Origin of the sequence: Sulfuricurvum sp. (assembly GCF_030691015.1) — a bacterium.
Lineage (GTDB): Bacteria > Campylobacterota > Campylobacteria > Campylobacterales > Sulfurimonadaceae > Sulfuricurvum.
Genome location: NZ_JAUYFF010000019.1, coordinates 151,675 through 172,185, shown reverse-complemented (window position 1 = coordinate 172,185; position 20,511 = coordinate 151,675). Strand labels below are relative to the sequence as shown.

Here is a 20,511-nt window from a genome sequence, read left to right as displayed (position 1 = left end):
TTTATATCAAAATACTATCTCTCCTCACCTTAAACTTTTATGATATTGATAAATACTATCATTTACACTCCTCTTTCTGTTTCCACTTTTTCTGCTATGATTTGCACATACACTAGAGAAGAGGAATCCATATGCGTCAATACGAAACCTACCAATGTAACACCTGCGGAAACGAAGTCGAAGTGCAACATGTAGGAGGCGGAACCCTCGTCTGCTGTGGCCATGAGATGGAGATGATCACAAAGAGTCTTACGGCTGTAAACCTGATGAAAGCGTTCGGCGGAGAGAGTATGGCGCGAAACAAATATGAGCTATTTGCCGATATCGCACGTGATGAGGGGTGGCATGCAGTAGAACGCCATTTCCGTGAAGCGGCGTTTAATGAGATGTACCACGCCCGCGCTCAGTACAAAGCGTATCATAAACTGATCCACGGGTGTGAAGTGGATGCAACCGCCGCAAATCTAGATACCGCGATGGGTGGAGAGAACTATGAACACACCGTTATGTATCCCGGATTTAGTGAAATCGCTAAAGCAGAGGGACACAATGATTTAGCACGATTATTTACCGCCATCGGCAAAGTTGAAGTAGAACATGAACGCGAATACGCCGCACTCAAAGAGGCACTAATCACCGATGGCTTTTTTAGCAGCGAAGAGGAAGAAATTTGGGTCTGCGAAGTGTGCGGACATATCCACCGAGGTAAAAAACCGCCTGTGTCCTGCCCTCTGTGCAAAGTAGGACGAGAATATTTCAAACGTGAGTGTTTGAACTAACTTTCCCCTTCGGGGATAAGGAGCTAAGAATGAAAGAGCTCTGCAAACTCAAAAAAAATGAGTTAGAGATCCATTTCAAAAAAATCATTAAGATTGTCAAAAAGCCGAAATTTATCTGTGAAAAATGCGCTCGGGTTGCAAATGAAAAAAAATATTTGTGCGATCCGGTAAAAATAACCAATAAAAGCGATTAAAGTAATAAATTTCCCCTGCTATGAGACGGGCTTGGAGAGGGGATCTAATCCGAATTTTAAAACATTCAAGATATCTTCTTCATTTAAAGGTTTAGAATAAAAATACCCCTGAATTAATCTGCAACCGTTATCAAGTAAAAAGTCTTTTTGTTCTTTGGTTTCAACCCCTTCAGCTATTACATCCAACTTCAAAGATTTTGAAAGTGCAATAATGGTTTTAATAATGGTAACATCATCTTCATTGTTTGGGATTTCATCTACAAACGTTTTATCAATTTTCAACTTGTCAATAGGCAATTTTTTCAAATAAGCAAGCGATGAATAGCCGGTACCGAAATCATCAATAGAGAATTTTATTCCCAATTGTTTTATCTCATTTAGGATTGCTATTATCTTATTGGGATCATCCATGATCTGACTCTCTGTGATCTCAAGCTCTAAATATTCAGCTTTACATTTATTCGTTTGTAAAATATCAGCAACCCTTTGGGCGAAATTGGTACTTTTTAATGTATCAAGAGATACATTGACGGAAACAACCCCAGGATTTAACCCTTCTTGATACCAAAGGCTTATCGCTTTAGTCGCACTATCGAGCATAAACAGATCAATATCAGCGATAATTTTTATCTCTTCAGCGATAGTGATAAATTTGATCGGAGGTATAAGACCTAAACTTTTATGCTTCCATCTAACCAACGCTTCCATACCGATAATCTGTTCACTGACAGCATCAACCTTTGGTTGGTAATACGGCACTAATTCACCATTGTAAATCGCTTCTCTTAAACTATTTTCCAACACAATTCGCTCATAGGCTATCTGCGTCAAATCACCTGTATAGAATTCATAATTATCTTTGCCGATTCTTTTTGCTTTATGCAGTGCAATGTCAGCATATTTGATAAGATCATCAGAATCTTCGCTGTCAGTCGGATAGATCGATATACCCATACTAACGGTAATGTATAGCTTTTCATTTTTAATCTGCAAGGGATCTTTGAATATGTTTTTTAGTTTTTCAACATAGTCGATAACAACATTTGTATCTTTTATTGAGTTTAATATGAGACCGAATTCATCCGCTCCGAAGTGAGCCACTGAGTCACTTTCTCTTGCATGCTCTTTTAAAATTTCTGCCAATGCTTTTAATGTTTCATTCCCCATATCGATTCCAAAAGAGTCATTGATCGATTTGAAATTATTGATATCGACATATAAAATTGCATATTTTTTATCATCTCGGATCGCATACTTTGTCGCCTGATCAACCCTGTCGTAGAAAAGAATTCTATTAGGAAGCCCTGTTAACGTATTATAGTGTTCCTCATACTCAAGTTTGTCTTTATACTCTTCCAGCTCTTTTCTGGTTCGTATCTCAGAAGTAATATCTTTAGTAGATTCGACAATACCGATAAACGTTCCGCTTTTATCATACAAAGGTGTAGCGGTTAACTCAACAAAATGTGACTCTCCGTTTACATCGGGATGATTATGCATCATAGTGACGGGCCCTTTCGTCTCCATCACTTTATGCAATGGGCATGGATGTCCAGTACCGTCACAGGGATGACTTTGTTTGTGTGATATTTCGTAACATTTCGGATGTTGTACATCGTGTATGTTTTGTATCACTTTATGCTCTTCAGCTGCCTTATTGAGAATAACAACATTATAGTCTTTATCAATGACCATTAAAGGCTCTTTAATACCGTCTAGAATGGATTGATAAAAAACAGACTGTTCTTGAATTTTATTTTCTGCTTTTTTTCTCCCTTCGAGTTCAGACAAAACATTCAAATAGGATTGGTAAATTTGATTTTGCATCATATTGATGGCTTCTGTCAGATTATCAAGCTCATCACGTGTCTCTTTGGAACTGAGTTTCTCCAGTATCAGCTCTTCGGGTTTTTTATTAACACTAAGGTTTTTAGTGAATCGTGCAATCGTTTCCAAATGCGTTGTCACCAATCGTTGAAAAAGAAAAAGGATGAAAAAAGAGGTTAAAAATGTTTTAACAGCTTGAGATGCGAGTACAACGATGACTTTATCAATCAATTCGTCATAAAGTTTATTCAAATCGGCAGTGATAAGAAGTTCACCCATATGAATTTTATTGCCGTTATGCATATAAGTGAGCGGGATTTTTTTGGCCAAAAAGTTCTTATCCGGTTTTTCCCCTTCTTCAAATTTTCCGCCGTCTTCCAGATTTATAGCTACATACTTTATATCCGGAAGATTTAAAATACCTTCAAGCTGCAAAGCGATTTGCTCTCTGTCATAAACCCATATACTTTGGTTTATGCTTGCCATATATCCTGATTGTACAAGAGAGAACTGTCTATCAATGGATTTCATTCCGTTTTTATAATCCATATAGAGCTGAATCATTGTGATAATGGCTGTAATCACCGCACTAAAAAGCAGTGTCAGAATCATCAATTTAAATGATATTTTTCTGCTAACAAAGTATTCATATAAAAAGTTCTTAATCATTGACAACTTCTACTTTATCACCGATTTTTTTTCCAAGCTTCTGCAAAAACTGCTCATGCTTTTTTTGAATCGTTCCGTCCGTTTCCATCGATTTGTATGCCGCCTCAAGTTTTGGAATAAGAGACTGATGCTTTTTATTAAGATAGGTATAGATTGGGCGTGACTCAAGAGGTTTAGAGGTCATAAAAAGACCTTTTTCATTGGTATCCGCCAATATGGTAAAAATAGCTATTTTACTGGTAATGATTATATCAATACGGTTATTCGTGAGCATTTTGATAAGCATTTTATACGATGTTGCTTCAGTTATTGATTGAGGATTGGCTTGTTTTGCAATCGTTTCTGCAATTTTAACCCCCCTATTTAAGCCTAAATGATAAGGTTTTAGATCCGATATATTTTTAATATGGAATCGCTTTTTACTCAGCAATACAATATCAATATTGTGGATTGGGACAGGAACTCTTACAAGATTGGGATAAAGTTTTTCCATCCCTTCTATTCTCCCTGCTTCCACATCATCGAGTCCCAGATTTACATTGATCAAAGAGCGCTCAGTAGGAACCGTTTGGTACTTTATAGGAATACCGGCTCTTTTAAATCCCTCTTTAACAATGGACTCCACCAAAAACGTTTCAGGCTCAGGAAAACCTGAACTGACATGAAGTGCACTCTCTTTGGCCATTAGAGAGGAGAATGTAAATAAAAATAATAGTGTTAAACTACGCATAACTCTACCTAAAACCTATACGTTATTACAAGATCTAAATCTAAAAGTCTGACCTGTTTTGAAGCGTAGTAATACTCGCTCGTCTTGTAAATAGGGCCCGTTAGAATATTTAACTGTTTCATTGGGTTGTATGAAAACAACAGTGCTGACTCTCTCGCATTTCCCTGTGGCAATGCTGCCGCTTGAAGAGGCTGAGACGGTGAAAAAGTTCCGATAGTAGTTGATTTACCGTAATCCGCATGGCTGGCTATAATCTTCAAAACGTTATTGATTTTTAGATCAACCCCTATTTTATACGCATCCACATTTGCTCTGTAACCATTTCTAGAAAAATAAGAAGAGGTGTATGCAGGATCACCACCAAAAGGGTTTAACACTTTAGCGTTTCCTGAGTGGTTATAGGCAATGTATGCAGATATATTCTCATAATCAAAGGCAAATTTTAGCCCTACCATCGTTGCGCTCGAAGCATCGAGCCAAGATGATGCCAAATTATCACCTACGCTTCTTACGTTCAAATATTGTGCACCGATAGAATACGGCAAAAATCCATCACTCTTTTTATACATCGAATCAATGTAGAGCATATTGATAATATCGTATGCGTAGAAATCCCATACTCGAATAGTCGTGTTTTTAAGTGAGTTATTGGTTAGCGAAAATCCGCTTACCCCTCTCGTATGTGCTGAAGTGTTTGCCAGTACCTGCTGCTCTATAGGCAAAAACTCACCTCTGATTTCTAGTGCACTTTGTGTGGCTCCAGCGGTTTTAGTTGTTTCTCCGATCAATCCGAACTCCACAGGTGCTCTTGTCCCATATGCCATTTTGTCAATGTGCAACAGACTGAACTCCACATTATCGAACTGGCTGTTTGTATAGTACAGGGCTTCAAACATATTTGGCATAAATGTAATAATGGCACTTGTTAAAGGAGAATCGATCCTTTGACGCCCCGCTATCAGCTGATGATCTTTCTCTTTATAAAAAAGATTTAATTCACCGAGCACTGCTTTATCTGAATAATCTTTTGTGAAAAAGCGTCCTGCCGAGACCATGGTGTTTGGGTCATTGGTATCATTTAACTTTGTATCTCGTACATAGTATAGAGCGGAGGAAACACCAAAGTTTTCAAATTGTGGAGATGTGTATTTTACATGACCGCCTATCGCACTTCCATCAACCTTATAATCATCCTCTCTCCCGCTTTTAACATACGACGGAGTGAAAATATAATAAAAACGGGCCATACCTGATAAACTGCCATAATTAATGGTACTGGAATTTGTTTCATCCGCTTTTACCGATATGGGCAGAAGCATAAAAGTACTAATCAATACTATAAAATGTTGAGTATTTTTTATCACTTGTGCTTCTTTGTTATTGCTCTCATTAATATCATAAAGTATACAACAATAATAGTTATTAACGGCTAATTTAATAAAAATTTTTACGCCAAATTGGAATGATAATAAAAGCAGGATGCACTACATCTAATAAACAAAATCGACTAAAGGATTATTGTTGACTTGTTACCAAATATTTAAAATTCGTTTACATTAAAATTACCGAAAATAGATTACAATGAAAGAATGAAACGGAACCCATTTTTTCTCATCCTTATCCCATTATCATTACTCGGTGCTTATACGGCGTCGCTTCTCTCTCCTGAAAAGCAAACGCTTCTAAAATATCAGCAAGAGATCTATGAATCTGAGCACCAAAAGCTCCGATATAACTGGATTTCTCCCCTCAATTTGAATGCTATCTATGATTATGATAAAAGTGCCCAAGGCGGCTATCACAGCGATACCGAAACCCTCTCTGCCTCCATCTCCCAAGATATTTTCCGTTCCGGTGGAATCACCTATCAGATCAAATATGCGGATGCCAAAAAACAGAGTGAAACGATACGTCTGCAAAAAGATATCGCACTCTATAATCAACAGCTCTTCATCTCCCTTTTAAATTACCAAAAAAACAGTGTTTTACTAGATCAAAGTATGAAACGTCTGGAAAATAAAGAGATCGAGGTATTTATAAAACGGCAGTTATACGATGCCGGAAAAGTCGATATTACGGAGCTGAACAATGCATTGATGGGAAAAAGTGTTGAGCAAAAAAGCGTTGCCTCACTCAAATACTCCCTCGCCGAACAACGATATGAGATTGCAAAGCTCAGTGATATCAATCCAGAGAGCTTTCCCCTCCCCCGTTTTGACCTCATAGGAAAAGAGCAGTTTGTAGAACATCAATTTGATGTGGAATATAGCCGTGCCCAAGCCGATACCCTTAAAAACCTCTCAGGGGTAACCAGCAGTCGCTATCTTCCCATCCTCTCTCTCATCGGTGATGTAGGGTACCGCCGATACGATCCTCAAGAGCTAAGCGGCTACAGCGGAAATTATTACAGTGCAGGGGTGCAACTTACCCTGCCGCTTACCTATAACGCCTCCGCCACTATCCAAGAGGCACAAGCAACGTATCTCAAAGAAAATGCCACGATCGCCGATAAAAAAAGGGAACTTGATGCTGCGTATGCCCAAGTGATTGAAAAAATTGAAAGTTATCGGGAGAGCATCGCTATCACCTCCGAAAATCTGATCCTCTATAATGATCTTTTGCGTGCTATAGAAGCGGGAGTCAATGCGGGAACCAAAACGGGATATGACTTGCAAACTCTCAAAAATACGAAAGCAATCGAAGAGTTGGAGATTACAATCAATGAGATCAATATCCAAATCCTCCTTGCACAACTCCATTTTGCCCTTAATCCTTCGAAGGAACTTTTATGAACCCAACACCTGACTCCATCAACCAAACTCTCGGACTCGGTTCTGCGAAAAAATCGCCTCTTACAAAATACATTATTATCGCCGGTGTCGTAAGCCTGATAGCGGGAGGAGGATGGTTTTGGATAAAAAACCAAGCCTCTTCAAAAACCGAATATCTCACCGCACCCGCCGTGATAAAAGAGCTGACCACGACTGTATCGGCAACGGGAAATTTGGAACCTACCAATACTATCGATGTAGGGATAGAAGTCTCGGGTACCATCACCGACGTTCTCGTCGATTATAACGATCATGTCCGTGAGGGGCAACTTATGGCACGGTTGGATACGACTAAACTCTCCTCTGCCGTTACTAGTTCCGAAGCGGCATTGCTTCGCTACAGAGCCAATATATCCGTAGCAAAGGCGACTCTAGCCAATGCCAAAAACGAGTTTGAGCGTGTCCACAAAATGTACACCTCGACAGGGGGCAATTACCCTTCTAAAAAAGAGGTCGATGAAGCCGATAATGCACTTCTCTCCGCCAAAGCGGGAGTGGATGCCGCGATTGCCCAATCTGCACAGGCAAGTGCGGAGCTCGAAACGCATCAGGATAATCTTCGCAAAGCCATTGTCGTCTCTCCTATCGAGGGGATCGTGCTGGAGCGCAAAGTGGAACCGGGACAAACCGTTGTTGCCGCAATGCAAACCCCTATTTTGTTCAAAATGGCAAAAAGTCTTAATACGATGAAAGTTATCGTCAGTGTCGATGAAGCCGATATCGGCGAAGTCAAAGAGAGACAAACGGTGACATTTACCGTCGATGCCTATCCCGATCACCGATTTAAAGGGATTATCACCCAGCTGCGTCTGAACTCTGTTATGGTCAACGGTGTCGTCACCTACGATGCCGTTGTCGAAGTTCCTAATGAAAATCTTCAACTTCGTCCGGGGATGACCGCAACGGCACAAATCATTACGGGTGTTTTGCCCTCTGCCCTCACCGTCCCTAATGCGGCACTCCGATTTACCCCTCCCTTAGAGAAAGATGCTAAAGAGAAAACAGCTCAAAAATCGGCACATACAAACGGAAAAGCGCTCTGGATACTTCGGGAAGGAAAAGCTGAAAAAATAGAGGTAAAAGTGGGTAAAAGCGACGGAATTTCCACCGCCATTTTGGACTCTTCCCTAAAATCAGGCGATGATGTTATCATCGGGATCAAAGAACAGTAAATATGGAAACACACATACCTCCGGTTATCGGCTTTAAGGGTGTCACCAAATCCTACGGTGAAGGGGACGCGGCCGCGTATGCCCTGAGGGGGGTCGATTTTGAAATAGCGCACGGCGAATTCGTCGCCATTATGGGACCCAGCGGATCAGGAAAATCGACGGCTATGAATATCGTAGGGTGTCTTGATACCCCCTCAACAGGTCAATACCTCTTTCAAGGGATCGATGTCGGTACCCTCTCTCGCGATCAACGCGCCCTGCTGCGACGCAACTACATCGGATTTATTTTTCAGGGGTTCAACCTATTGGGAAAAACCTCAGCGGTCGAAAACGTCGAACTTCCCCTTCTGTATCGGGGGTTTCCTGCCGATGTGCGAAGAGCAAAAGCCCTCGAAGCGCTTAAAAGTGTAGGGTTGGAGCATGTGGCTCACCACACTCCGGGGGAACTCTCGGGAGGGCAGCAGCAGCGTGTCGCCATTGCCCGTGCTATCGTTACCGATCCGTTGGTACTTCTCGCGGATGAGCCAACCGGAAATCTAGATACCGCCAAAAGTATCGAGGTTATGGAGCTGTTAAAGTCGTTTAATCGAGATAAAGGGATTACTATCATCATGGTGACGCATGAAGTCGATATGGCAGCATTCGCTACCCGAAAAATTCATTTTCGCGACGGAATGATTGATAAGGTTGAGCAATGATCTGGAATGCGTTTATTTTAGCACTTCGGGAGATTCGCCGCAGTGCGATGCGCTCCATTCTCACCACACTCGGTATTGTTATAGGGGTTGCATCCGTCATCGCTATGGTAATGCTCGGCGACGCGACCACCGCCTACGTCACCAACAGCATCTCCAAACTGGGAACCAATATGCTGGTGATTCAACCGGGTCAGGATCGCCATGGCCCCCGAATCGCCGATGCAAACACCAAACCCTTTACCCATACCGATGTTGAAACCATTAAGCGGGAAATTCCTGACATCCATGCGGTTGCCCCTATCAGTACACAGGGGATGAAAGCGGTTTACGGGAATCAAAACTACTCCACCACCATTGCGGGGAGCAATAACGACTATTTCGTCGTCAAAGATTGGGAAACCTCTTCGGGAAGAGTGTTCAGTGCCGCAGAGCTGCAAGGGGGGAAAGCGGTTTGCGTCATCGGAGCAACCGTTCATCGTGAGCTTTTCGGCGATCAAGATCCCCTTGACTCTTCCATCCGTTTGGGTAACTTTTCATGTCATGTGATCGGTGTCTTAGAGACCAAAGGGGCATCCATGTTCGGAATGGATCAAGATGACCTCATCGTTGTCCCTTTAGGAATGTTTGAGCGCCGTATCAGCGGCAATCGCGATATTTCCGTTATTATGGTCTCCGCGACCTCCTCATCTATGATTGAAAATGCCAAATCGGCTCTCACCTCATTACTGCAAGAGAGACGTCGAATCCAAAGCGGAGATGAAAACGATTTTAATGTCCGTGATATGCGTGAGATCGTCCAAACCCTCTCTTCCACGACGAAGATGCTCACCATTCTCTTAGGGGCGGTTGCCGCAATCAGCCTCCTCGTCGGCGGTATCGGCATCATGAACATTATGCTCGTCTCCGTCACCGAGCGGACTCGTGAAATCGGAATCCGTCTTGCCATCGGAGCACTGGAGAGGGAAGTACTGCTTCAGTTTTTGGTCGAGGCGATCGTACTATCCTCTTTAGGGGGAGTTATCGGAGTTATCTTAGGGGTCGGAGTTGGGATAGGGGTCAGTCTCTTCTTTGATCTGCCGTTGGTGTTTAACACATCAATCGTCATTATCGCTTTTTTATTCTCTACCCTCGTTGGGATCGTATTCGGCTACTTTCCCGCTCGAAAAGCGGCCAGACTCAATCCGATCGACGCTTTACGGTATGAGTAATTCGCCGATATTACTATATACAGTCCAAAAGGAGCAATTATGCAAATTGGAACCGGATCGTCGATCAACCCCTACACACAAAGTGCCTTAGGGTTAAACGAAAAAGAGAGCCAAGATTTTAAAGAAAAAATCAAAAGCGGAGAGATTTCAGGTAAAGCCCTCTCTCAAGCCTATCTCGTTGAATACAGCCTCAGAATAGAGAGTTATTCAGCCAACAATCTCCAAGCTCAAAGCGCTCCGTTTGATCTGGAAAAAGTGAAAGATATATTAAGTTCGATCGATTTTGAAGCGATCGGTTATAGCGGTAAAGCGATTGCCGATATGAATCCCGATGAAGCCAAAGCATTAGTGAGTGAAGAGGGGTTTTTCGGTGTTACTCAAACCTCTGAGCGTTTAGCTGATTTTGTTCTTATGGGAGGCGGAGATGATTTAGAGCGACTCAAAGCGGGTCGTGAGGGGATTATTACCGGGTTCAATGAAGCGGAAAAAATGTGGGGAGATAAACTCCCCGATATCTCCTATGAGACACTCGAAAAAGCGTTGGCTAAAATTGATGAGAAAATCACCGCTTTAGGTGGAAACGTCCTCGATACGACAGCGTAGTCAAAAGGATTATCCCTTTTGAGCTATTCACAATTTTGATTAATCACGTCCTTTATTATGTTTGTTCTTGGATTTATAATGACCTTTATGTTTACCGTTATCACGATGTCCGTCGTTGTCATCCTCTAGTGCTATTACTCTTTGTGTCGTCACTGAACTTCTAGTTGACGTATTTTTGCTTCCGACGGCAGCACCGATAGCACCTCCGACACCTCCGCCGATGATCGCACCCTCTTTACCGCCGGAAGCTGAACCTACCGCTGAACCGACTCCCGCACCGACCATACTTCCGAGGACGGCACTCCCGTCAACCTCTCCTGCTTGCACACCGGTTACAATAAAAAGTGCCGCTATGAACGATATTACTAATTTATGTTGCATCATAATTACTCCTTATATTTTTAACATTTTACCCTAAAACTGTTAACCTAGAATCAATGCCTTTTTCGCAGAATCACTTCATCAAAAGGGTGCTATAATTTTTACACTCTCCTCCATATTAAATAGTAACAATAGGTTTTTTAATGATGCAAGGATCTTCCTCTTTTATACTATTAGGCAACTATCGCTCAAAAGAATGGTTAGCGGGAATTAGTGTTTTTCTGATGAGTGCTATCATTTCTGCAAGTGTCCTTTGGCATTTGGATACGATGCGTATCAACGAGATGAAGCACAAAATAAAAGATCTCGCAAACGAAAATAGCTTTTATTTATACAAAAAAATCGATCAGATGATGGCATTGAGCTATCCGATTTCTTCGACGATTCTTGAAGACGGCCAAACCCATGATTTTGAATCTATTGCTAAAAAACTTATCCTTCATTATCCTATGATCTCTGAGATCGCCCTTGCCCCGAATGGAATCATCAAAAATGTAGTCCCTTTGTCCGGCAATGAAAAAGCTATTGGATTTAATTTATTCACCGATCCGCAGCAGCGAAGCGAGGCTCTCATTGCACGTGAAAGCGGCAAATTAACACTAGCCGGACCGCTGAATCTGATACAGGGAAAAGAGGGGATTGTCGGACGTTTACCCGTTTTTAAAGGTGAAGATAAAAAGTTCTGGGGATTTGTTATTATTGTGATCCGATTCCCCGATATTCTACATACGAATGCGCTGAACGATCTTACCAAAAACGGTTATCAGTATACCATCACCCGAATCCACCCACAAACAAAGCAGCTACAGATGATTGCCGCTTCAAGTAACAAGAAAATGGATCATCCTGTTGAGACAATCATAAAACTCCCTAATGCTCAATGGAAACTTCATATTGCACCGACGGAGGGATGGCACGATCATTGGCTCTTAGCCATAGGAACGACTATAGGTACATTGATAAGTCTCCTTTTAGGATATGTTGCCAAACAATTCACTGAACTGAGACATCATCGATATCTGCTTGAAAAACGTGTCTACGAACGAACCTCTGAAATTTCAGAAACCAAAAACCAACTCCATACGCTCCTCGATACCATTCCCGATCTGATATGGCTTAAAAACAGTGAGGGGGTCTATCTTCTCTGTAATCCCATGTTCGAACGTTTTTTCGGTGCCAAAGAAGAGATAATAGTCGGCAAAACCGATTATGATTTTGTAAATACCGAGCTGGCAGACTTTTTCCGTGAGAATGACCGCTTAGCCATGTTTGCGGATAAACCGATGACGAATGAAGAGTGGGTAACGTTTGCAGCGGATGGACACCGTGCCTTTTTAGAGACGGTTAAAGTTCCTATGTACAATGAAAACCACGTTTTGCAAGGAGTCTTAGGGATCGCAAGAGACATAACACAGCGTCATAATGATGAACTCCGTATAGAACAGCTCTCCCATCTCTATGCAGCTCTCAGTCACTGTAATAAGGCAATTGTCCGCTCTTCTACCCCTACGGAACTCTTTAGAGAAGTGTGCAAAGGTATAGTGTCTGATCACTCTATCACTATGGCATGGATCGGTCTTATTGATCGAGAGAGTGGGCTTGTACGACCTGTCGCCTCATACGGAGATGTACACCATTACCTAGATGGGATAGAAATCTCTACTCTTGCCGACACCGCATCGGGTCACGGTCCAACCGGAACCTCTATACGGGAAAATCGTCCCTACTGGTGTCAGGATTTTCTAAACGATCACTCAACAGCACCATGGCATGAGCGGGGCAAAACAGCGGGATGGGAAGCGTCTGCCTCATTACCGTTTCATCTGTATGGTGAAGTCATAGGGGCATTCACCGTTTATTCTCATAAAAGTCATGCGTTTGATCCTTCAAGTCAAGCATTGCTAGTCGAAATGGCCATGGATATAAGTTTTGCAATGGAAAACTTTGATCGTGAAACCAATCGGCTGTTATCCGAAGCACAGCTCCATCAGACGGAGCAACTTCTCGAAGAGATGAGTGCCATAGCCCATATCGGAGGATGGGAAATTAACCCAGAAACCAATACCGTAACATGGACAAAAGAAGCCGCACAAATTTTTGAAATGAACCCAACAGACACCATCACCCTTGAGCTTGGTCTAAGTGTTTTTCATGGCGAATCACGCATCAATGTCGAGAGAGCTTTGGATCAAGCGATTCATCAGGCAATGCCATGTGATCTCGAATTGCAGATAACGACTCCCAAAGGGAATCAAAAATGGATTCGTATTATCAGCACTCCAATTCTCAATGATACTAAAGTGATTAACATTCACGGCTCACTTCAGGATATTACCCTTCAAAAAACAGCGGAAGAAAAAGTGCGCTGGCTTGCCCATTTTGACACCCTTACCGGATTACCGAACCGTACTCTACTCAACGACCGAATGGATTATGCTATGCATATTGCCGATCGTAATAAAGAATCCATAGCATTACTCTATGTGGATCTGGATCATTTTAAAAACATCAATGATACTCTTGGCCATAATATCGGTGATGAGCTTCTTATTCAAGTTGCTTCACGTATTCAATCGGTGCTCCTTGAAGAAGATACCCTATCGCGCCAAGGAGGAGATGAATTTATGATTCTCCTTTCCGGCGTGGATCCCGACGGTGCAGCGCATGCGGCTGAAAAACTGATTGAGCAAATTTCAAAGCCCTACAAACTTCAACATCACGAGCTCTCCGTAACGCTCTCCATCGGAATCGCCCTCTATCCGATCGATGGAAAAGATTTCACATCTCTCTCTCAAGCGGCCGATGCGGCAATGTTCCGTGCAAAACACGACGGACGAAACTGCTACCGTTTTTTCACTCCGGAAATCCAAGAGCGCTCCGCCCGAAATCTCGAACTCGAAAACGCCCTTCGACAAGCATTGGCACGTAATGAACTCGAACTTTACTATCAGCCTCAACTGACGATTGAAACACAATCTCTTATCGGGGCAGAAGCACTGTTGCGTTGGAATCATCCGACTCTCGGAATGATATCTCCCTCAGAGTTCATCCCTATTGCCGAAGAGAGCGGTCAAATCATTGCAATAGGTGAATGGGTACTCCACCGTGCTCTTGCACAATTAAAAACTTGGATCGATGAGGGGCTAGAGCCTATTATCATGGCCGTTAATCTCTCTGCCGTCCAATTCCGACATCCGAAATTAGTTTCAGTGGTCTTAGGGATACTAGATGAGTTAAAACTCCCTCCTGAGTATCTTGAACTTGAACTGACGGAGAGAATCGCTTCGGAAAATCCTCTCCAAGCCATTGAGATTATGAATACATTCCATGCTCACGGAATACGAATGTCAATCGATGATTTTGGAACCGGATACTCTTCCCTCAATTACTTGAAAAAATTTCGGATCTACAAACTCAAAATCGATCAATCTTTCATACGGGATATTACCGAAAACCCTGAAGACAAAACGATCGTTAATACAATCATTAATATGGCACACAACCTCAATATGATAACAATAGCTGAGGGTGTTGAAACATCGGAACAGCTTGATATACTCCGCCAAAGCGGCTGCGATGAGATACAAGGCTACTATTTTAGTCAGCCTGTTCCCGCAGAAGAGTTTAAAGCCTTCGCACGGGCTCTCTCATACTAGAGAGCTTCTCTCACCCCTTTTCCTCCCATTGGTGTTATTGATTATTATTTAATCAGATTAGTACATTCATACCCACTTTTTTACCCTACAATTATTTCAGATAAAAAAATCCTAATTAGGAGAACCTATGAAGTTCGGAGATTTAAAAAAAGAGGGACACTGGCCGACACTGTTTGCCGCTTTCTTGTATTTTGACTTTAGTTTTATGATGTGGACGATGCTGGGGCCACTCGCCACTGAGATCGGAGAGTCTCTCTCTTTGCGAGGCTTCACGATGAGTGATGATCAGCAGGCCACCCTGCTGGCGATTCCGGTTTTAGCCGGAGCTTTGCTTCGAATTGTTTTGGGAATATTTGTCGATAAATTCGGCGCAAAAAAGACGGCTCTCATTTCTCAGCTCATCGTTATCGCAACGTTATTCTATGCATATATGAGCGCAGATACAATTACGTATAGTCAGTTGCTATGGGTTGCCTTGGGACTTGGATTTGCCGGAGCATCGTTTGCCGTCGCACTGCCGCAAGCGGGTCAATGGTATCCGCCGCGTTTACAAGGAACTGTCCTTGGGATCGCGGGTGCTGGAAATATCGGTGTCGTTATCGACTTTTTGTTTGCCCCTAAAATTGCCGAATTATGGGGATGGGCATCGGTGTTTCTCGTCGGTGCGGTGTTATCGACTATCGTCTTAGTCGCCTATATGATGATGGCAAAAGATGCTCCGACATCCGTTTATAAACCTAATCCGAAAAAATTGCGCGACTATCTCAAACTGATGCGTGATCGTGACACATGGTGGTTTAACCTCTTTTATGCCGTCAGTTTCGGAGGATTTATCGGATTTGCCAACTATATGAAAGTCTATTTGATGAATACGTATCAAGCCGATATGTCCTCGTTTGGAATCAATGTAATGGATGAGAGTAACGTAAAAGTAATTGCCGGCTATTTCGGAGCGCTTTGTATCTTTGCCGGTGCGATGCTTCGCCCCGTAGGAGGTGCCTTTGCCGATAAAATGGGGGGAATCAAATCCCTTTACATTTTTTTCGGTATGATTATCGTACTCTCCTTTATCAGCGCGTTTGTTGCTCTGCCGTTTTGGGGAGCGATTCTTGTCATGTTTCTCATTATGGCCAACCTCGGAATGGCGAACGGCTCGGTATTTCAACTCGTACCGCAACGTTTCGGTAAAGATATCGGAATTATGACGGGGCTTATCGGTGCGGCCGGCGGTCTGGGCGGTACGGTACTTATCAAAACCTTCGGCTGGTCTCAAGGAGCGTACGATGGCTATAGTGCCGGATTTTTGATCTTTGCGGCGATGGTAATGGTTGCTTTAGTAGGGATAAGTTTGGTAAAAACACGCTGGCGTACCACATGGGGCGCTGTTTCCGGAGCTAGAATATAATAATGTTAGAACTTCAATCTTCCGAATTCATCCTCCCTAAAGACTCCTCAACAGGGGATGATTCGTGTGCCTTCACTATCATTGACAATGCGTTGTTAGTCAGTGTACTGTGCGATGGAGTCGGTAGTGCTGCAAGAGGCGGTACCGCCGCACGCCAATGTGTCAAATTCTTTATTGATCAGTTCAAAAATCGTCCGAAGGCATGGGATATTCCTAAAACCATGGAGGTTTTTACCCGTCATATCAATTCTCTGTTATTTAAAGAGTCGATGACCCAATACGGGAAAATCGAACTGCTTACGACACTATGCCTTGCTGTGATTGAGGGAGAAAACCTCTACACTCTTCATCTCGGTGATTCGCGTATCTATCTTCTCACAGCAAAGGGAGAACTTTGCCGTCTTACACGTGATCATACCATGGATGACGAATACATGTCCCATGTCTTAACCTCCGCATGCGGCTTGAGTGAAAATATCGAGTTGAGTATACTCTCAACACCTATTGGTGTGGGTGACACGCTTATTATGTGCAGTGACGGTGTTTATAACCTTATAGATGAAAGAACCTTTGCGGATTTGATTCATAAAGGATTAGGTGCTTCCACACTAATCCATCACGCCTCCCAAAATTGTGCGCCGGAAAATCGTGATGATATGAGCCTCCAAATCTTCCGGATTATTTCTCTTGATCCGCTTCACGCACTTAAAAATATCCCCCTCCCGATACCTGAGACCCTCAACGTTGGTGAAATCATCGACGGATACACGCTTATCAGCCCTATGATGGCGCATGCGCGTATTTGGAAAGTAGCCAAAGGGGATGACGTCTGTGTGATGAAATTTCCTCTCTACGCGGATGATGAAGAGACTCTCGATGCATTTGTCCATGAAGCATGGTACGCCAAACAAATCACCCACAAAGCGTTTGGGCACGCGTGGGTACCCAATGAGCGAAGTATGCGCTATTATCTGATGGAGCTGGTGGAGGGGGTAAATCTCCAAGAGTATCTTAAAAATCGTCCTCTCTCCGTCGATAATGCCATTTCTCTTGGAAAATTCCTCCATCGTGCCGAAGCGCATCTGCTCCATTTGGGTCTTGTTCACGGCGATATAAAACCTGAGAATATCCTCGTTTATAAAAAAGAGGGGGAAGCGGGAGTCGATTTCAAGATGGTCGATTTCGGCTCCATTGTTCAGATTTTCTCTACTAATTCCCGTGCCGGCACCCCTACCTATCTCGCCCCTGAGCGTTTCAACGGAAGCGTCATTAACGAATCTACCGAAATTTTCTCTATTGGAGTCACCTTATATTGGGCACTTACCGGAAAATTTCCCTACGGAGAAATTGAACCGTTTCAAACACCGATCTTTAAATCCCCCAAACGCCCCGCGCAGCTAAATAAAAATATTCCGATGTGGCTTGATTCTGTCATAATGCGTGCCATTGCAATCTCAACAAATCAGCGCTACGCTCACTATTCTGAATTATTTTATGAACTGAAGGCACCCGAAAAAGTTAAACCGTTTTTTTGCAAAGAAACACCGCTTATCGAACGCTCACCCGCTACGTTTTATAAAATCGGGTTTTTTATCATGTTGATTCTTGAAGTTTGGACGTTTGTCCTCTACGTGTCAAAATAGGGAATGCTGTTAAAGATTAGGTGAACATACCTACCTGATTTCTTCCATGTTCTTTTGCGTAGTAGAGTCCATGGTCAGCCCGCTTGAACAATTCGCTAAAAGAATCGTCTTTACCGAGAGTGCTAACTCCTAAACTGATTGTTATATGCCCAATCGTCGGAAATACTGCTTTTTCGACCGCCATACGTAATTTTTCAGCCAATTTTCGGATATTTTCCAAATCCGTATCAGGGCTTAAAATCAAAAACTCTTCCCCTCCCCATCGTGCAAATATATCAATTTTACGGATATTTTCCTGCGCAACATTGGCTAAGTGTTTAAGCACTTCATCTCCAACGTTGTGACCGTACGTATCATTTACCGATTTAAAATGGTCGATGTCAATCATGATCATAGAAAGAGGATGTCCAAATCGACGTGATCGCTCGCTTTCCAGAATAAAAAGCTCTTCAAATTTATGGCGGTTATAGATACCTGTGAGACTATCGATCGTAGCGATACGCTCCACTTCCTGATGCAACATCGTCTCTTGTGTAACATCTTTTCCTGTGGAAATAAATCCGACAATGTGATGGTTATCATCTTTTAGGGGTGTAATGGTTTTTTTCTCATAATATAAATCACCGTTTTTCTTTCGGTTGATCAATGTATTACGATAGACTTCTCCATTGAGGATTGTTGTCCACAGTTCCTTATAAAACTCACGATCATGCATCCCCGATTTTGAAATTCTTGAATTATTTCCTATTGCGTCTTCTCTTGTATATCCGGTATGACGGCTATATGCTTCATTGACATACGAAATATTGCCAACCTTGTCCGTGATATACACGATATCGTCAACCTGCTCAACCGCTTTAGACAGCTTTTCAATCTCTTTTCGAGATTCTTTGATCTCACGCATATCAATAATCATTCCTGAGAGAACATTCTCTTCAAGCGTTGCACTAACCATTACCGGAATCGGAACATCGTACTTATCAAGCAATTCCATTTCATAGTTATTAAGATAACGTGCCTTATATAATTTCTCAATGAATATAGCTCTCTCCTCAGGATTTTTGTACCGAAGCACACTTTTTCCCTCTATAAGATCATCGGATGAATCAAATGAAAGTATCTTTGCCAATGCTGAATTGACATAGAGTATATTGCCTAACGTGTCAGAACGGTAAATTCCAACCATAGAATTTTCCACAAGCGTTTTATATTTTTTTTCGGATTCCTGCAGATTTTTCTGTATCTCATACTCGTCGGTAATATCCCGAGCTGTCGAGAGGATTCCCGTAATAATCCCCTCTTCATCCCGAAGCGTTTGACACCACCACGCAAGAAGACGTTTTTCACCGTCATACCGCCGTTGCCAGCTTTCAACATAAACCGCATGATTTTCACCTGTAAATAGAGGCTGAACCATCGTATAAGTATTTTGTTCTCCTTCGAAATAAAACGAAGCCTCTTTTCCGATTACCTCTTCTCCGAAAAACTCGGTTCCGACGTGATTAGCCCATATATATCGTTTATCGTTATCGACTTGCATAATCATATCAGGAACAGAGCGTAAAATCCCCTCCGTTCTTTGGTGAAGTTCGGAAAGTTCTTTGAGTATCAGCTGTTTTTTTCGGTATAGATATGCCAAGGTAAAGCTCCCGATTCCTGCCGCGATCAATCCCAGCACTACAAATACGGAGAGATGGGAAAAAAGAGTATCAGATTTACTATAGAGTTTGGCTGCTGGAAGCAATATAACTGCTTTCCATACCGATCCTTCGCTTCCCTCCTTCACATTTGCCGGTGGATGAATCGTCATAAATGTCCATAATCCTTTTTCATCAACAAATTCTCCCTCTTCCTCTTTACTAATCCGTTGCCAAGCGGACGGATTACGCTCTGCAAGAGATAAATCTTTACGATTGAACATAAACCCCCATTCATCGCTCTTTTTCACCCCTTTGAGCCAATATCCCTTATCATTGAGCAACATTACATCCCCGTGAGAAAGAGAGGTGGCATCAATAAATTTATGGATTAACTCATCCCCTAGATAATTGATAATAAATATCCCTTTTTTATGACCATCTTTATCTATAATCGGTGTAGCGGAACGTATCGTCGGCTTATAGGGAGTTTCTATTTTTTCATTCTCCACATTCAAATCAAATAAAGAGAAATAGGTTTCCCCCTCTCTGTAGCGCATCGCATCCGAAAAATAGTAACGCCCTTTTTTATTTTGAAGATATTGAGAATCGATAAGAACGGGAGAACCGTTATTAAAATTGATCCGAAACCGTTCCATACCGGTTTCATCGATCCAACGAATCTGATCATAAACACGACGATTTTCCATCACGAATTTGAAATCATGACTCAGATCCTTCACCTTTTCAGACGAGCCGGTAATAATATAATCCTCAAACTCATGATAATGCGAAAGATATTGAACATCATATTTGACTCTCTCCAAAGCTTGACGAATAGAATTTTTTCCCATATTTAGAATAGCAAATTGATTCGATGCATTAAGTGTAAATTCTCGTTTTTTTTCAACATCATAACTGTAAAGAGCTATCCCGATAATCCCAATCGCTATAGGAAGAAATAAAACAGTTATCTGAAAGAAAAAATTTCTGCGACAACATTTTATAAATTTTTTTAACATACAACCCACTTCCTCTATCCTGCTTCTTAAAATATACCATAATGTCCATTTATATC

At 42.2% G+C, this 20,511-nt stretch carries 15 protein-coding genes; 10 read left to right on the top strand and 5 right to left on the bottom strand.

Annotation, left to right across the window (positions count from 1 at the left end):
* Positions 1–131 precede the first annotated feature (131 nt).
* Positions 132–779: a ferritin family protein gene (locus Q8O20_RS11670; RefSeq protein WP_305531330.1), complete on the top strand. Its 648-nt coding sequence runs from the start codon at positions 132–134 to the stop codon at positions 777–779.
* Between the two features lie 29 nt (positions 780–808).
* Positions 809–973, top strand: a complete 165-nt coding sequence (locus Q8O20_RS11665; protein WP_305531329.1) for a hypothetical protein — start codon at positions 809–811, stop codon at positions 971–973.
* 18 nt (positions 974–991) lie between these two features.
* Here Q8O20_RS11665 and Q8O20_RS11660 read toward each other — a convergent pair whose 3' ends face one another.
* From Q8O20_RS11660 to Q8O20_RS11650, 3 genes are read right to left on the bottom strand one after another with little or no spacing between them, the layout of a single operon-like run.
* Positions 992–3,412: an EAL domain-containing protein gene (locus tag Q8O20_RS11660; RefSeq protein WP_305531328.1), complete on the bottom strand. Its 2,421-nt coding sequence runs from the start codon at positions 3,410–3,412 to the stop codon at positions 992–994.
* A gap of 49 nt (positions 3,413–3,461) precedes the next feature.
* Positions 3,462–4,199 carry an ABC transporter substrate-binding protein gene (locus Q8O20_RS11655; RefSeq protein WP_305531327.1) on the bottom strand — a complete coding sequence of 246 codons (738 nt, stop codon included), beginning with the start codon at positions 4,197–4,199 and terminating at the stop codon, positions 3,462–3,464.
* Positions 4,200–4,207: 8 nt separating this feature from the next.
* Positions 4,208–5,563: a hypothetical protein gene (locus tag Q8O20_RS11650; RefSeq protein ID WP_305531326.1), complete on the bottom strand. Its 1,356-nt coding sequence runs from the start codon at positions 5,561–5,563 to the stop codon at positions 4,208–4,210.
* A 225-nt stretch (positions 5,564–5,788) separates the two neighbouring features.
* Between Q8O20_RS11650 and Q8O20_RS11645 the strand changes: the two genes are divergently transcribed.
* From Q8O20_RS11645 to Q8O20_RS11625, 5 genes are read left to right on the top strand one after another with little or no spacing between them, the layout of a single operon-like run.
* On the top strand, positions 5,789–6,991 hold the full coding sequence (locus tag Q8O20_RS11645) for a TolC family protein (RefSeq protein WP_305531325.1): 1,203 nt from the start codon (positions 5,789–5,791) through the stop codon (positions 6,989–6,991).
* On the top strand, positions 6,988–8,202 hold the full coding sequence (locus tag Q8O20_RS11640; protein WP_305531324.1) for an efflux RND transporter periplasmic adaptor subunit: 1,215 nt from the start codon (positions 6,988–6,990) through the stop codon (positions 8,200–8,202). The genes Q8O20_RS11645 and Q8O20_RS11640 overlap by 4 nt, the downstream gene beginning before the upstream one ends.
* A 2-nt stretch (positions 8,203–8,204) precedes the next feature.
* Positions 8,205–8,900 (top strand): ABC transporter ATP-binding protein, encoded by a 696-nt coding sequence (locus tag Q8O20_RS11635; RefSeq protein WP_305531323.1) that lies wholly within the window; start codon positions 8,205–8,207, stop codon positions 8,898–8,900.
* Positions 8,897–10,108 carry an ABC transporter permease gene (locus Q8O20_RS11630; RefSeq protein ID WP_305531322.1) on the top strand — a complete coding sequence of 404 codons (1,212 nt, stop codon included), beginning with the start codon at positions 8,897–8,899 and terminating at the stop codon, positions 10,106–10,108. Before Q8O20_RS11635 ends, Q8O20_RS11630 begins: the two co-directional genes overlap by 4 nt.
* Before the next feature lie 39 nt (positions 10,109–10,147).
* On the top strand, positions 10,148–10,711 hold the full coding sequence (locus Q8O20_RS11625; RefSeq protein WP_305531321.1) for a hydrogenase-4 component G: 564 nt from the start codon (positions 10,148–10,150) through the stop codon (positions 10,709–10,711).
* Between the two features lie 39 nt (positions 10,712–10,750).
* On the opposite strand, the gene Q8O20_RS11620 is transcribed toward Q8O20_RS11625, so the two are convergent.
* Positions 10,751–11,095: a glycine zipper domain-containing protein gene (locus Q8O20_RS11620; RefSeq protein WP_305531320.1), complete on the bottom strand. Its 345-nt coding sequence runs from the start codon at positions 11,093–11,095 to the stop codon at positions 10,751–10,753.
* Positions 11,096–11,235: 140 nt separating this feature from the next.
* Here Q8O20_RS11620 and Q8O20_RS11615 point away from each other — a divergent pair, with 140 nt between their 5' ends.
* From Q8O20_RS11615 to Q8O20_RS11605, 3 genes are all read left to right on the top strand, one after another.
* The gene (locus Q8O20_RS11615) at positions 11,236–14,748 is read left to right on the top strand and encodes an EAL domain-containing protein (protein ID WP_305531319.1); all 3,513 of its coding nucleotides are present in this window, start codon (positions 11,236–11,238) and stop codon (positions 14,746–14,748) included.
* A 127-nt stretch (positions 14,749–14,875) separates the two neighbouring features.
* Positions 14,876–16,153, top strand: a complete 1,278-nt coding sequence (locus Q8O20_RS11610) for a nitrate/nitrite transporter (RefSeq protein ID WP_305531318.1) — start codon at positions 14,876–14,878, stop codon at positions 16,151–16,153.
* Positions 16,154–16,155: 2 nt separating this feature from the next.
* A complete protein-coding gene (locus tag Q8O20_RS11605; protein WP_305531317.1) occupies positions 16,156–17,796 on the top strand; it encodes a bifunctional protein-serine/threonine kinase/phosphatase in 1,641 nt (546 codons plus the stop codon).
* Between the two features lie 16 nt (positions 17,797–17,812).
* Here the strand turns inward: Q8O20_RS11605 and Q8O20_RS11600 are convergent, their stop codons facing one another.
* Complete coding sequence (locus tag Q8O20_RS11600; RefSeq protein WP_305531316.1) at positions 17,813–20,455, bottom strand: diguanylate cyclase; 2,643 nt, start codon at positions 20,453–20,455, stop codon at positions 17,813–17,815.
* Positions 20,456–20,511: the final 56 nt, after the last annotated feature.

Coding starts and splice junctions, on each gene's coding strand:
- Q8O20_RS11670 (WP_305531330.1), top strand. CDS start 132: ATGCGTCAATACGAAACCTACCAATGTAACACCTGCGGAAACGAAGTC.
- Q8O20_RS11665 (WP_305531329.1), top strand. CDS start 809: ATGAAAGAGCTCTGCAAACTCAAAAAAAATGAGTTAGAGATCCATTTC.
- Q8O20_RS11660 (WP_305531328.1), bottom strand. CDS start 3,412: ATGATTCTGACACTGCTTTTTAGTGCGGTGATTACAGCCATTATCACA.
- Q8O20_RS11655 (WP_305531327.1), bottom strand. CDS start 4,199: ATGCGTAGTTTAACACTATTATTTTTATTTACATTCTCCTCTCTAATG.
- Q8O20_RS11645 (WP_305531325.1), top strand. CDS start 5,789: ATGAAACGGAACCCATTTTTTCTCATCCTTATCCCATTATCATTACTC.
- Q8O20_RS11640 (WP_305531324.1), top strand. CDS start 6,988: ATGAACCCAACACCTGACTCCATCAACCAAACTCTCGGACTCGGTTCT.
- Q8O20_RS11635 (WP_305531323.1), top strand. CDS start 8,205: ATGGAAACACACATACCTCCGGTTATCGGCTTTAAGGGTGTCACCAAA.
- Q8O20_RS11630 (WP_305531322.1), top strand. CDS start 8,897: ATGATCTGGAATGCGTTTATTTTAGCACTTCGGGAGATTCGCCGCAGT.
- Q8O20_RS11625 (WP_305531321.1), top strand. CDS start 10,148: ATGCAAATTGGAACCGGATCGTCGATCAACCCCTACACACAAAGTGCC.
- Q8O20_RS11620 (WP_305531320.1), bottom strand. CDS start 11,095: ATGATGCAACATAAATTAGTAATATCGTTCATAGCGGCACTTTTTATT.
- Q8O20_RS11615 (WP_305531319.1), top strand. CDS start 11,236: ATGATGCAAGGATCTTCCTCTTTTATACTATTAGGCAACTATCGCTCA.
- Q8O20_RS11610 (WP_305531318.1), top strand. CDS start 14,876: ATGAAGTTCGGAGATTTAAAAAAAGAGGGACACTGGCCGACACTGTTT.
- Q8O20_RS11605 (WP_305531317.1), top strand. CDS start 16,156: ATGTTAGAACTTCAATCTTCCGAATTCATCCTCCCTAAAGACTCCTCA.
- Q8O20_RS11600 (WP_305531316.1), bottom strand. CDS start 20,455: ATGTTAAAAAAATTTATAAAATGTTGTCGCAGAAATTTTTTCTTTCAG.